Source organism: Methylobacterium sp. J-118 (genome assembly GCF_057836565.1).
Genome location: NZ_JBYQFA010000001.1, coordinates 292,424 through 305,556 on the forward strand (window position 1 = coordinate 292,424; position 13,133 = coordinate 305,556).

At 72.0% G+C, this 13,133-nt stretch carries 12 protein-coding genes; 4 read left to right on the forward strand and 8 right to left on the reverse strand.

Annotation, left to right across the window (positions count from 1 at the left end; all coding sequences use genetic code 11):
- The first annotated feature begins 456 nt into the window (after positions 1-456).
- Together AC3IF3_RS01405 and AC3IF3_RS01410 are read left to right on the forward strand one after the other, a co-directional pair.
- Complete coding sequence (locus AC3IF3_RS01405) at positions 457-1,290, forward strand: nucleotide-binding protein (RefSeq protein ID WP_489226905.1); 834 nt, start codon at positions 457-459, stop codon at positions 1,288-1,290.
- Positions 1,287-1,730, forward strand: coding sequence for a hypothetical protein (locus AC3IF3_RS01410; RefSeq protein ID WP_489226907.1), 444 nt, complete (start codon positions 1,287-1,289; stop codon positions 1,728-1,730). Before AC3IF3_RS01405 ends, AC3IF3_RS01410 begins: the two co-directional genes overlap by 4 nt.
- A 19-nt stretch (positions 1,731-1,749) precedes the next feature.
- Here AC3IF3_RS01410 and AC3IF3_RS01415 read toward each other — a convergent pair whose 3' ends face one another.
- The 5 genes from AC3IF3_RS01415 to AC3IF3_RS01435 all read right to left on the reverse strand — a co-directional run bounded on the left by AC3IF3_RS01415 (position 1,750) and on the right by AC3IF3_RS01435 (position 9,395).
- Positions 1,750-2,793: a cytochrome-c peroxidase gene (locus tag AC3IF3_RS01415; protein WP_489231210.1), complete on the reverse strand. Its 1,044-nt coding sequence runs from the start codon at positions 2,791-2,793 to the stop codon at positions 1,750-1,752.
- A gap of 142 nt (positions 2,794-2,935) precedes the next feature.
- A complete protein-coding gene (gene pbpC / locus AC3IF3_RS01420; RefSeq protein ID WP_489226908.1) occupies positions 2,936-5,122 on the reverse strand; it encodes a penicillin-binding protein 1C in 2,187 nt (728 codons plus the stop codon).
- A gap of 90 nt (positions 5,123-5,212) precedes the next feature.
- Positions 5,213-5,428 (reverse strand): hypothetical protein, encoded by a 216-nt coding sequence (locus tag AC3IF3_RS01425; protein ID WP_489226909.1) that lies wholly within the window; start codon positions 5,426-5,428, stop codon positions 5,213-5,215.
- A gap of 152 nt (positions 5,429-5,580) precedes the next feature.
- Positions 5,581-8,994 carry an acyl-[ACP]--phospholipid O-acyltransferase gene (locus tag AC3IF3_RS01430; protein ID WP_489226910.1) on the reverse strand — a complete coding sequence of 1,138 codons (3,414 nt, stop codon included), beginning with the start codon at positions 8,992-8,994 and terminating at the stop codon, positions 5,581-5,583.
- A gap of 149 nt (positions 8,995-9,143) precedes the next feature.
- Complete coding sequence (locus tag AC3IF3_RS01435) at positions 9,144-9,395, reverse strand: hypothetical protein (RefSeq protein WP_243967975.1); 252 nt, start codon at positions 9,393-9,395, stop codon at positions 9,144-9,146.
- A 181-nt stretch (positions 9,396-9,576) separates the two neighbouring features.
- Between AC3IF3_RS01435 and AC3IF3_RS01440 the strand changes: the two genes are divergently transcribed.
- Both AC3IF3_RS01440 and AC3IF3_RS01445 read left to right on the forward strand, forming a co-directional pair.
- Complete coding sequence (locus AC3IF3_RS01440; RefSeq protein WP_489219440.1) at positions 9,577-10,587, forward strand: SDR family oxidoreductase; 1,011 nt, start codon at positions 9,577-9,579, stop codon at positions 10,585-10,587.
- Positions 10,588-10,644: 57 nt separating this feature from the next.
- Complete coding sequence (locus AC3IF3_RS01445) at positions 10,645-11,520, forward strand: MBL fold metallo-hydrolase (RefSeq protein WP_489219441.1); 876 nt, start codon at positions 10,645-10,647, stop codon at positions 11,518-11,520.
- Here the strand turns inward: AC3IF3_RS01445 and AC3IF3_RS01450 are convergent.
- The 3 genes from AC3IF3_RS01450 to nthA are packed head-to-tail and all read right to left on the reverse strand — an operon-like array spanning position 11,508 to position 13,131.
- Positions 11,508-11,831, reverse strand: coding sequence for a nitrile hydratase accessory protein (locus tag AC3IF3_RS01450; protein WP_243967979.1), 324 nt, complete (start codon positions 11,829-11,831; stop codon positions 11,508-11,510). The genes AC3IF3_RS01445 and AC3IF3_RS01450 overlap by 13 nt on opposite strands.
- On the reverse strand, positions 11,828-12,487 hold the full coding sequence (nthB, locus tag AC3IF3_RS01455) for a nitrile hydratase subunit beta (RefSeq protein ID WP_489219442.1): 660 nt from the start codon (positions 12,485-12,487) through the stop codon (positions 11,828-11,830). The genes AC3IF3_RS01450 and nthB overlap by 4 nt, the downstream gene beginning before the upstream one ends.
- A complete protein-coding gene (nthA, locus tag AC3IF3_RS01460; protein WP_489219443.1) occupies positions 12,484-13,131 on the reverse strand; it encodes a nitrile hydratase subunit alpha in 648 nt (215 codons plus the stop codon). The genes nthB and nthA overlap by 4 nt, the downstream gene beginning before the upstream one ends.
- Positions 13,132-13,133 lie beyond the last annotated feature (2 nt).

Consider the following 13,133-nt stretch of genomic DNA (forward strand, 5'->3'; position numbering starts at 1 on the left):
AACTTAAACGTTGGCGAGATGAACTTGGGCCAGATAAACTTGCGCGGGTTAAAACCTCCGGCCGGGCCGCTGTCGACAGGGGCGGAGCGATCGTGTGCACGCCGCGCGGAGGGACGCCATTTCGACGCCCGGCGCATCGCGCGGCCCGTGAAGGCCGCGCGACATCCCAATGCAGCGCCATTGCCCGGCCGGATCCCCCAGCCGGCTCCCGTCAGCGACCTCCCGGTGACCGGCATAGGGCGGCTCGTCCCTCCCCCGCCGGCCCGCGGGGCGAATCATCGAGAGCGGCGATGGCCGCCTCGGGCGCGGCCCGGGAGGCCCGCATGACCCGCTCGACCCCGCGCAGGCGGCCCGCGGGCCCGGGCGCATCGCGTCAATCCTGACATCCCCGCAGGACCGGTCCCCGGCGCCCCGGCGCGCGGAGGCCGCCCTGCCCCATCAGCAAGGAGCTATCCCATGAGCGACGATACGCAGATCAAGGTTCCGGCCTGGTACAGCCCGGACGAGATCCAGGAGATCCAGCGCGACCTTCTGGGCTCGGCGGCGAAAGTCCTGGTCCTCTGCCTGGGCGGCAAGGGCGGGGTCGGCAAGACCACCATCGCGCTTCAGGTCGCCGACCTCTGCGCCGAGGTCGGCCCGGTCCTGGCGATCGACACCGACCCGGCCAACCGGCACTTCCACACCGCGCTGATGCAGGAGACCAGCCCCGGCAGCGACAATTTCCTGCCACGGCGGACCGGCATCTCCTGCGTCAAGCAGCGCCTGCGCGCGGAGGACAGCACCGGCCGCGTCGACCCGACCCTGTGCCAGGACATGATCGAGCACGTGATCGAGACCGCGGAGCGTTTCGTGGTGGTCGATTTCCCGGCCGGCGACACCGAGACGACCCGGCGCTGCGCCGAGATCATCGTCGAGAGCTGCCGGGAGGCGAACATCCGCCTCAGCGTCGTCGTGGCGGCCGGCGCCGTCGATCCGACCGCCCTGGAGGTTCTCAAGGAACTCCGCCCGATGCTGATCGAGTGCGACCGGGCGATCCTGGCGAAGAACACCGCGCAGGCGACCAACTTCGACTATCTCGAATCGTCGGACCTCGTGAAGGCTCTGCGCAAGCAGCCGAACTTCCGCGTCATCGAGATCGAGCGGATCGGCGAGCGCCTGATCGAGGCGCTGCGGGTGCAGCACATGACCTGGCAGTTCCTGGCGAACACGGCGCCCATGCGCCTGCGCGTGGAGGGCCGCCGCCTTCGGCGCAACTTCCATACGGCCTGGCGGGATGCGCTCCGGCCGTGACCAACCTCGAGCGGTTCTACCGGTCGGTCCACGGCCGCGATCTCCAGCCCTGGGAGCGTCAGCTCGCCGTGCGGATCGCGGCCGCCCTGAACACCACGACGGACGACGACTTCGTCGTCCACCTGCTCCTGGTGTACATGTCGACCAACGCCATCACCAACATGTACAACGAGTTGGTGGTCGCGCGGAACACGCTCGCCGAAGACAACCGGGACCTGATCCAGCAGCTCAAGGCCGATCTGCGCCGCAACAGGCTGATGGCCTACGTGCTGCTGGGTGTGGTGGCCCTCGGCCTATTCGCCGGCGCCTGGACCCTGGGGACGGTCGTGACCCTGTCCAACGGCGCCGCCGCCAACGAGACGCGCCTCGCCGCCGCGCTGGAGGCCTGCGAGCAGCGGAGCCCGGGCCGCGGCCAGCGCGGATCCGAGATCGGTCGCTGAGACCCGGTTCGCCGCGATGTCAGGGCGCCGGCGGGTGGGCCGCGAAGGACGCGGTCATGAGGTCGCGCTCCGTGCGGGCCGACAGCGTCGCCAGGAACGCCAGGAGATCGGCCCGCTCCGCGCCGGTAAGATGGAGCGGTTTGATCGCTCGGGCGCGGCTCGGGCGTTCGATCCCGCCCCGGTCGTAGAGATCGATCACGGCCTCCAGGTTCGGTACCGAGCCGTCGTGCATGTAGGGGCCGCGCTGCCCGATCTCCCGCAGGGTCGGCGTCTTGAACGCGTATTGCAGGGCGACCGATGTCGGCTTGAAGCGTCCGCGCCCGATATCGGCTCCCGATCCGACCCCGATGTCGTGGAACGAGTTGTCGGTGAACGACCAGCCGGAATGACAGCTGGCGCAGCCGGCCCGGCCGTTGAACAGGTCGAACCCGCGCTTGGCCGGATCGCCGATCGCGTCCTCCTGGCCAGCGATCCACCGGTCGAAGGGTGTCGGGGCGGTCACGATCAGGCGCTCGAAGGTGGCGAGCACCGCCTCCAGCCGTTCGCGGGTGATTGCCGGATCCGCGAAGGCGCCGGCGAAGGCCACCACGTAGTCCGGATCGCCGGAGAGCCGCGTCAGGGCCTCGGCCATCGGCAGGTTCATGTTGCCCGGTGCCGTGATCGGCATCGCGGAGACCGATTCGAGCGTGGGGAACTTGCCGTCCCAGCCGAGGGGCCCATCCTGCCAGGCGACGTTGATGAGCGTCGGCGTGCGCAGGTCCATATCGCCCTGCTGACGCGTCGCCGCCCGGGCGCGCCCATCGGCCCAGGCGAGGTCCGGGACGTGGCAGGTCGCGCAGGACCGGGTCCGATCGCCGGAGAGGATCGGGTCGAAGAACAGGCGTCGGCCGAGCTCGGCCCGGGCGGCCGTATACGGATTCTCGGCCGGGAACGGGATTTCTGCGGGCGGCCGATAGCCGTCGCGCCAGCCGGAGCGGCGCGGATCGGGACCGCTGCCGCTGCCGGCTCCGACGCCGACGAACCCGAGAACCACCGCGACCGCGGCGCCGACCTTCCACGCCATCATCGACCTCTCGGGGCATGATTAAACCGCCCTTCGTTGATGACGTATGAATCTCCGCATGAATAAATCGGCCCGGGCATTTGTTTTTGCATGAAAAACTTCGGAACGGCCAAGCTTCCGTGACGATGTCGATGAGGTCCGGCTATTCGACGCGGATCGCAACGCTGTCGCTCGCGCCGGTCGAATCCAGGACCGTGATCCGCGCAAAGCCGGCCCCTCCTGGAAACCACTCGGCGCGGCGCCGCAGCGTCTGCAGGACCGGCTGACCGTCGACCAGCCAGGTCAGCGGCGGCACGCCGCCGAGCGCCTCCAGGGCGAGCCCCGGCCACCCCGAAGCGTCGCCCTGTGAATCCGTCCCCAGGCCGACGTCGATCCGGGCACCGTCGGGGGGATAGGCGATGCGCAGGGCCGGACCCTGGGCGTCGGCCGTCTCCGGACCGAGGCGCCGGAGCGGCGGTGGCAGGCCGCCGGGCCCGGGCGCCACCGCGTCCTGCGGGCGCGGAACCGGCTCGGGCTCGATCCCGAGGCGCGCGAAGGCGTCGAACAGGATCGGCGCCGCCACGGTCCGGCCGACGAGGCCCGGAACGGCGGCGCCGTCCGGCCGCCCCACCCAGACCACCACCGTCACGCGGCGGTCGAACCCGGCGGCCCAGGCGTCGCGGTAGCCGTAGGAAGTGCCGGTCTTGTAGGCGATGCGGTTCGGAAGGGCGTTCTCCGGCGGCGGCGTCCCGCGCAGGATATCGGCGACGTACCAGGCGGCCACGGGCTCGGCGATCCGGTGCCCGGGCCCCTCCGCCGCCCGGGCGGTCGGCCCGACACAGGCGGGCGCCTCGGGACACGGGCTCGGAGCCGTCACGTCCGGCGCGAGCCGGCGTTGGAGGTCCGGCAGCGTGCCGCCGCGGGCGAGCCCCGCATAGAGGCGCGCGAGGTCCGTGAGCGTGATGCCGAGGCCGCCCAGCGCCACCGGAAGGCCCGGCGCCGCCTCGCGCGGGAGCTGGATCCCGGCGCCGGCCGCGCGCAGCCGCGCGATGAACCGCGCGGGACCGACCGCTTCCATCAGCTCGACGGCCGGCACGTTGAGCGACAGCTGCAGGGCCCGCCGGGCCGTGACCGTGCCCTGGAAGGTCAGGTCGAAATTCTCCGGGGCATAGCTCGCGGAGAACCGCCGGGGGCGATCCTCCAGCAGCGTCTCGGGATGTGCCAGCCCGTCCGCGAAGGCCATGGCGTAGACGAACGGCTTGAGGGCGGAGCCGGGGGAGCGGACCGCCAGGGTCATGTCGATGGCGCCGCGCCGCGACGCGTCCAAGTAGCCGGCGCTGCCGACCTGGGCGAGGACGTGCCCGGAGCGATTGTCAAGGACGAGGATCGCGGCCGAGAGGTCCGGGCCGGCCGCAGACGCACGCTCGGCGGCGAGCGCCTCCAGCCGCTCCTGCAGGCGCCCATCGATGGCGAGGCGGATCACCGGGGCGGCGGGATCGGCCGCCGCGGCCTCCTCGGCGGCGTGCGCAGCGAGCATCGGGAAGGGTTTTCGCACCGTCGGCACGGGCTCGGCCTTGGCGGCCTCGGCCTCCGCTGCGGTGAGCACGCCCCGAGCGCTGGCGATGTCCAGGACGCGGTCGCGGGCGGCGCGGGCACGCCCGGGGAACCGGTCCGGCCGGCGGGTCTCGGGGGATTGTGGCAGGGCGACCAGGAGGGCGGCCTGCGCCGCGGTCAGGCGCACCGGTTCCCGCCCGAAATAGGCGAGGCTCGCGGCCCGCACGCCCTCGATCGATCCGCCATAGGGGGCCAGCGCGAGGTAGAGCTCGAACAGGCGGGGCTTCCCGAGCTGCCGCTCCAGCGCGACCGCCCGGATCATCTGGCGGAACTTCGCGTCGAGGGAGCGGGCGCGCCGCGGCTCGACCAGGCGCGCCACCTGCATCGACAGGGTCGAGCCGCCGGACACGATGCGCCCGCGCGTCAGCCACTGATACGCGGCGCGCAGAACGGCCACCGGATCGATGCCGTGATGGCTGGCGAAGCGCCGGTCCTCGTAGGCGAGCAGCATGTCCCGGAAGCGCGGATCGACCGCGTCCGCGGTGACCGGCAGCCGCCAGCGCCCATCCGCGGTCGCGAAGGGGCGCAGGAGCGTGCCGGATCGGTCCAGCACCACGGTCGAGCGCGCCGCCGCGGCCGTGAGGTCCAGGGGCGGCAGCCCGATGGCATAGGTCCAGACCGCGCCGATGCCGGTCGCGAGGAGGCCGAGCCCGACCGCCGCCGCGAGGCCGAGGCGCGCCCCCGAGCGCCGGGGCCACGGCGCGCCTCCGCCGGGATCGGGCCAGTCCTGCGGCACGTGTCCTCCAGGTTCCGGACCCGCCGGTCCCGCGCGCAGGATTCCCAATTCCCGCGCCGCGGACAAGCCCGGTCCGAAGACGGTGGAGGCCTACGCCATGTTGACGCTGCGCCGATCCGGGAGGTCGGGTCGATCCGGCCGATCCGGCCGGACCGGAAAGGGCACCACGTTGGACGGAGGCGGGGGCACCTCGGTCTCGCGCGTCAGGAGGGCCGGGCGGGGCTTTCCGGGCTTCGACCAGCGCTCGATGCGCTTGAAATAGGTCCGCCTGGCCAGCCAAGCCGGAATGCGCCTGTCCTTCGCCATGATCTGCCCCTCTCGATGCGACCGCCGACGATATCCGCTCCGACGACGCGATTGCGTCGGTGGAGCGAGTCGGAACTGCATACGTGATACGAGCGGAACGCCGGGGGCCCCGCATCCCCTGTTTGGATGATGCGGGCCGGGCGAGGCCGCTCTCAGGCGGCGGCGGTTTCCTTCGCGCGCTCCAGGGCGAGTTTGGCGACGGCCACGTGGTCGACCTTGCCGCTGCCGAGCAGCGGGATCGCGTCCAGCACCACCACCTCGGCCGGGATCGCCACGTCCGAGGCGCCGCGGCCCTTGGCGAAGCTCTGGAAGTCGGCCCGGGTGGCGCCCTTCTCCTCGGTGAACAGGATCAGGCGCTCGCCCTTGCGCGGGTCCGGCACCGCCGCGACGGCGCTCGCCCGGTCCGGCCAGCGCTCGGCGGCGAGCGCCTCGATGGCGGCGAGCGAGATCATCTCGCCGGCGACCTTGGCGAATCGCTTGGCCCGGCCCTTGATCGTGACGAAGCCCGCCGCGTCGATCGCCACGATGTCGCCGGTGTCGTGCCAGCCCCCCGGCGGGGGCTCCAGCACGCCGGGTTTGTCCGCCCGCAGGTAGCCGAGCATGATGTTGGGCCCGCGCAGGGAGAGGCGGCCGCCCTCGTCGATCCCGGGCACCGGCTCCAGGCGGGTCTCGATGCCGGGCAGGATCCGGCCGACCGTGCCGAAGCGGTTGAACATCGGCGTGTTGAGCGCCACCACCGGCCCGCATTCGGTGACGCCGTAGCCCTCCAGGATGCGCAGGCCGAATTTTTCCGCCCAGGTCCTCCGGGTCGTCTCCTTCACCGCCTCCGCGCCGGCCACGACGTAGCGGAGCGAGCGCAGGTCGTAGGCGTGGGCCGCCCGGGCGTAGCCGGTCAGGAACGTGTCGGTCCCGAACAGCACGGTGCTGTTCGAGCCGTAGATCAGTTCCGGCACGATCCGGTAATGCAGCGGCGACGGGTAGAGATAGACCGGCACCCCCGAGACCAGGGGCAGGACCAGCCCGGCCGTGAGGCCGAAGGCATGGAACACCGGCAGGACGTTGAACACCTTGTCCATCGGGCCGAAATCGATCCGGGCCGCCACCTGCGCGACGTTGGCCAGCATGCAGCGGTTGGCGAGCACCACGCCCTTCGGCGTGCCCTCGCTGCCCGAGGTGAACAGCACCGCGGCCGGATCCTCGCCCGCGCGCGGCACCAGGGGTTTCCGGCCGGCCAGCAGGGCGCGGATCTTGTCCGGCGTGGTGATGGTCGCCCGCACGTCCTCCAGGTAGACCAGCGCGACCTGGCCCTTGATCGCCTCGACGAGGCTGCCGAGCCTTCCCTTCTCGATGAAGGCCCGGGAGGTCAGGATCCTGTCGACCTGCGCCGCCCGGCAGGCGGAGAGCACGTTGGCCGGCCCGGCCGAAAAGTTGATCATCGCCGGAACCCGGCCCGCGGAGGCCAGCGCGAACAGCGTCACCGCCGCGCCGTTGGCGTTGGGCAGCATCACGCCGATCCGGCCGCCCTCGGGGACGAGCGGCATGAGCTTGCGGCCGAGCACGTTGGCGCCGAGGACCAGCCGGCCGTAGGTCAGGCGGCCGGTGACCGGATCCTCCACGGCGTTGCGGCGCCAGCCGTGGCGCTCGCCCGCCTCGATCAGCGCCGCCATCAGGCCGCGGTCGATGTCGGCGGTGCGAAACAGCAGCTCCGACATGATCCCGTAGAGCGCCGCGCCGGCCGCCTGGCGCCGGGCCTTGCCCTTGAGCGCCGGGTCCACCGTCAGGCGCACCGGGGGCATCACCGTGACGGTCACCTTGGGCCACCAGCGGCGGCTGACCTGCCGGCGCGACAGGCGCGAGAAGGCGGTGCGCTCCAGCCCGTCGATCTTCACGGGCACCACCATCGCCCCCGCCTTGTCGGCGATCAGCCCGGCGCCGTCATAGACCTTCATCAGGCTGCCGGTGACCGTGAGCCGGCCCTCGGGGAAGATGATCAGGGTCTCGCCGCTCTTGACGGCGTTGATCAGCGTCCGCGTGGCCAACGGCCGGGTCGGGTCGAGGGGCATCGCCTTGGTGACGTGCAGGAACGGCCGCACCCACCAGCGCTGCGCGATCCCGCTGTCGACCGCGAAGACCGGCTCCTGATCGAGGAGCGACAGGGCCAGCGGCGCGTCGAGGAACGAGACGTGGTTGAGCGCCAGGATGCAGTTCGGACCGGCCGCCGCGACGTTGTCGAGACCGCGGACCTCCAGCCGGTAGAAGGCCCGGAACAGGATCGACAGGGCGTCGCGGAACGGGCTCGTCGGCAGCGTCGCGAACACGATCGCGCCGACGACGAGGTTCAGCACACCCACCACCGCGAGCAGGCTGGCGATCGAGAGGCCCGCAGCCTGCAAGGCCGCCAGCGCCAGGGTCCCGGCCACCATGAAGGCCGCCGTCACGACGTTGACCGCGCCGATGATGCGCGCGCGCATCGCCTTCTCCGCCCAGGCCTGCACGGCCGCGAAGGACGGGACGATGTAGAGGCCGCCCGACACCGCGAGCCCGAAGAAGCCGAGGCCGGTGCGCAGGCCTTCGCCGGTCCGCAGGAAATCGACCGGGCCGATGGCATCCGCGGGGGGCGGGGGCAGGTGCCCGATCGTCCAGGCGAGGTCGAGGCCGAACAGGCCCATCAGCACCGCGCCGACCGGGGTCGGCAGCAGCACGATCCGGCCGCTGGCGAGCCACGAGGCGAGCCCCGAGCCCAGGGCGATGCCGATCGAGAACAGGGCGAGCAGCAGCGTGATCACCGTCTCGGTGCCGTTGAAGGCGCCGCGCACCAGCACGGGCAGCAGCGACAGCACCACCACGCCCACGAGCCAGAACCAGCTCACCGTGAGCGAGCCGCGCCACAGGCGCGTGTCGGCCCAGAGGTCCCTCAGCAGCGAGGCGGTCGAGCGGGCGATGTTGCGGTCGACATGCAGGTCCGGCGCCCCCTCCCCGGTCGCCGGGATCATCCGGGCCGAGAGCCAGCACAGGACGGCGAAGCCCATCACCAGGGCGCCGAACAGCAGGCCGGATCCGCCCAGGGCCGAGGCCGCCCCGGCGGCGATCGTCCCGAGCAGGATCGCCAGGAAGGTCGCGGCCTCCACCAGGGCGTTGCCGGCCGGCAGCTCCTCGCGGCGCAGGTGATCGGGCAGGATCCCGTACTTGATCGGGCCGAACAGGGCCGCGATCGTCCCGAACAGGCCGAGCGCCACGAACAGGATCGGCACGGAATGCAGCAGGAAGCCGAGCACGGCGGTGCCGGCCGCGAAGATCTCGGCGAACTTCAGCCGCCGCGCCATCAGCGCCTTGTCGTAGCGGTCGGCCCATTGGCCGCCGAGGCCCGACAGAATGAAGAACGGCCCGATGAACACGGCGCTCGCCAGCGTCACCAGGACGCCCGCATGGGCGTCCGCCTCGCCGCCGACCCCGAACAGGATCAGGAAGGCGAGCGCGTTCTTCAGGAAATTGTCGTTGAACGCCGAGAAGAACTGGCACCAGAACAGCGGCGCGAAGCGCCGCGCAGTCATCAGGGTACGGAACATGGCGGTCTCTCGGTTCCGAACCTGACTGGCCCACCAGGGACGGTCAGGTCAAATCGGACCGAGGGGAACGCACAGCGAACCCGGCCTGCGCGCCCTCGCGCCGTGTGGGCCGGCACCCGGCCCGATGCGATACGCGGTGGGACCGGCCGTCAGGTCTTGCGGCCGTGTCGCCCAAGGACGGCCCCGGTGTGCCGGCCGACGAAGGCGCGCAGGGAGGCGCCGAGGTCGTAGGACCAGTGGATATGCGCCGCGAGCGCCGTGCCGACGACGAGCGCGGCGCCCGCCACGCAGGCCGGCGGGAGCAGCAGGAAGGTCAGGACCATTCCGACGGCGGTCCGCTCGGCCAGGGAGGCCTGCGGCCAGGGATCGATCGGAAGGGAGAAGCGTCGTCCGGTGCGCATGGCTTCGACCCTCGGTGGTTCGGCATGACGCAATACACGCAGTCAACAGCGGCCGGACTCGGACGTTGCGTCCCCGGATCGGAAATCGAGGCCCCCGTGACGTTGCGGCCCGGTACCGCGGCGCAACCGAGCGCGCTGCCCCGTGTTGCCGGTTCGATCGTTCGGTGGTGATGAGGTCAGTATGGCACGGGTTGCGGTCGTTACCGGCGGCACGGCCGGGATCGGGCTCGCGACGGCGCATCGCTTCGCCGCCCGGGGATGGTCGGTGGCGGTGATCGCCCGCGATCCGGGCCGTCTCGCCGCGGCGGAACGGGCCCTCGCCGCTTACGGCCGACCGGTTCTGGCGATCGGCGCCGACGTCGCCGATCCGGACGCGGTCGACGCCGCCGCCCGGCGGGTGGAGACCGAACTCGGCCCGATCCGCGCCTGGGTGAACAACGCCATGTCGACCGTGGTCAGCCCGGCCGACGAGATCACCCCGGACGAGTACCGCCGGGTGACCGAGACCACTTATCTCAGCCAGGTCTACGGAACGCTCGCCGCCCTACGCTTCATGAAGCGGCGCAACCGCGGCGCGATCATCCAGGTCTCGTCCGGCCTCGCGATCCGGGCGGCGCCGCTGCAGGCCCCCTATTGCGCGGCGAAGTTCGCGGTGTCGGGCTTCACCGACGCCCTGCGCTGCGAGCTGATCCACGACAAGGTCGATGTCAGCCTCAGCGTGGTCTACCTGCCGGCCGTGAACACGCCCCAATTCAATTGGGCGCGCAACCACACCGGGCACCGGCAATACGCCCCGGACCCGGTCTTCGATCCGCGGCTCTGCGCCGAGGCGATCCTGTACGCGGTTGAGCACCCGCGCCGGGAGGTCTGGGTCGGGCGCTCTTCGATGATGATGGCCGCCGCCCAGGCCCTGGCGCCGGCGCTTGCCGACCGCAAGGCGGCCTCCATGTGGTCGGCGCAGCTCTCCGACGAGACCATTTCCGACATGGAGGGCAACCTCTACGAGGCCGTCCCGGGCGCTGTCGGGATCGACGGCCGGTTCTCCGGGCGGACCAAGGGGAGCCGGACCGAGTTCTGCACGAGCCGCACCCGCGACCTCGTGGTCGGGGGCCTCGCCGGGCTCGCGCTGATCGGGCTCGCCGGCACCGTCCACGCCGCCCGCTCGGCACGCCGTCTGCCGGACCGGTCGTGAGGCTGCATTCGCGCGCGCTGACTGTTAGATGAGCCGCCCCGAGAAAGGTTCGCGTCGATGCCCGGCTATCTGCCCTTCGCGGGGGCCCTGAAGCTCCCCGCCTATACCTGCGACAATTGCGGGTTCTGGCAGCGCCATTTCGAGACGCCGGCGGCCTGCCCGATGTGCCTCGACGCCCGTCACGTGGTGCCGCAGGACGGCTGGCGGTTCCGGACCGCCCGGGAGGCACAGGACGCGTTCCCCTGTCACTGGCAGGAGCTGGAGCCCGGCGTGTGGCGCTTCTGGAACGAGCCGGTCTCCGGCATCGGCCCCTCCGGCTACCTGATCCAGACCGAGCACGGGAATATGGGCTTCGAGGCCTGCCCGGTCTTCAGCGAGGCCGCCCTCGACCAGATCGCCCGGCTCGGCGGTATGGCGGTGCTCTCGGCCTCGCACCCGCATGCCTACGGGGCGCTGACGCAGCTCCAGGACCGGTTCGACCCGGAACTGTGCCTGCCGGCGGCCGACTTCACCTGGAGCGCGGCCCTGCAGGTGAGCTGGCCCTACGACGATTTCCTGGAGCCCCTGCCGGGCCTGGAGCTGCACCGTACCGCCGGCCATTTCGACGGCCATGCGATCCTGTACGACAGGTCGCGAAAAATCTGCTTCTGCGGCGACGCGCTGAAGTTCGAACTCGACCCGGCGGATTTCCGCCGGGCGGTCACGATCTCGGCCCACAAGGCCTTCGTGCGCGGCGTGCCGCTGACCCTGAGCGAGCTGCGTCGCTACCGCGACGTGTTCGAGCGGCTGGACTTCGTCCAGACCTGGACGCCCTTCGAGCCCGCGCGCAATTGCGGCCGGTCGGAGGTTCTGGCGCTGCTCGACCAGCTCATGAGCGGCCGGTCCCACGCCGCGCCGGTGCCCCTCGACGGGCTCCGGTCTCAGGGCCGGTAGAGGGGGTCGTTCTCGAGGCGGATCGGCTGGCCGTGGGGTGTCGCCGCGGCGGCACGCTGGAACGCCGCGGTCCGCGCCGCGACGCCCTCGGGCCCCGCCACGCCGCGCTCGGCCAGGATCGCCTCCAGGGTCGCCAGCCAGGCGCCGTAATCGGCCGCCTGCTCGGGGGCGTCCGCGGGACGGATCGCCCGGCCCAGGCGGTCCGCCCATTCCGACCAGGTGAACAGCCCGGCCTCCCGCAGGGAAACCACCAGGGCGAAGACCTGGGCCTCCCAGGGGGCCGCGAAGGTACTCGGCGCCGGATCGCTCACGCGGGCTCCAGATAGGGTTCGAAGGCCGCCACGGTGACGAGGCCGCCCGGGTCGCCGCTCTCGCCCCACAGGTCCTGCGCGGCAAAGGCGACCGTGTAGAGCCAGGTCGGGTTCTCCCCCAGCCCGTGGGCGCTGGTGTCGGGATAGACGAAGACGCCGTCGACCCGGACGATCCGGCCCCGCCGGCCGCGGACGTAGCGCGGCAGGCGGGTATGGCCGGTCGGGTGCATGTTGCACGCGATCACGGTCGCGCCGACCGCGAACCGCGCGGGGGCGTCCGCAACGCGGCTGCTGGGGAAGCCGGCCCGGAAGCGCGCCTCCAGGCCGTCGCGGCCCAGGACCCGGGCGACGGCCCCGGCGGGCGCCGCGGCCGTTCCGGAGGCCATCTCGGCCGGCGTGGCCAGGCCGGCGGCGGCGACCTGCCTCTCCAGGGCCTTCAGCCAGATCGCGTAGTAGCTCGACGACAGGTACTCCGCCGGCGGCAGCGATTCCCGGGCGGCCCGGCTGCCGTCGAGGGTCCAGGCGCCGGTGAAGCCCATGGCCAGCGCCATGGCGAAGACGCGCCGCTCCCAGTCGGCGTGGAACACCGGCTCGTCCGGCTCCGGCACCACCGGCCCGAAGCCCTGCGCGCCGCCGAGATCCTGGGCGCCGTTCATGCCGGTCTGCCCGCTGGTGCGGCTGGGATCCCCTCGGGCAGCCCTGTGCCGATCATGGAATCGCGGGTAACCAGGGCGGCGAGCGCCGCCTCGGAGAACCCCTCGGTCCCCGCGGGCCGCATCGGCAGGACCATGTAGCGGGTCTCGGCGGTGGAATCCCAGACGGTGATCCGGGTGGTCTCCGGCAGCGTCACCCCGAACTCGGCCAGCACACCCCGGGGGTCGATCACTGCCCGGGCCCGATAGGGCGGCGCCTTGTACCAGACCGGCGGCAGGCCGAGCACCGGCCAGGGGTAGCAGGAGCAGAGGGTGCACACGACGAGGTTGTGGGTCCCGGGGGTGTTCTCGACCACCACCATGTGCTCGCCGCCCCTTCCGCCGATGCCGAGTTCGGCGATTGCCGGCGTTGCGTCATCCAGCAGCCGCGCCCGGAACGCGGAATCGCTCCAGGCCCTGGCCACCACCCGGGCGCCCAGATGCGGACCGACCTTGGTCTCGTAGAGTTCGACCAGCGCGTCGAGGGCCGCCGGATCGATGTAGCCCTTCTCGGTCAGCAGGGATTCGAGCGCCCGGACCCGCGCCTCGATCGGCGTGAGGTCGCTGCCGTGGTGCACGTGATCGTGATCCGCGTGTCGATGGCTCATCC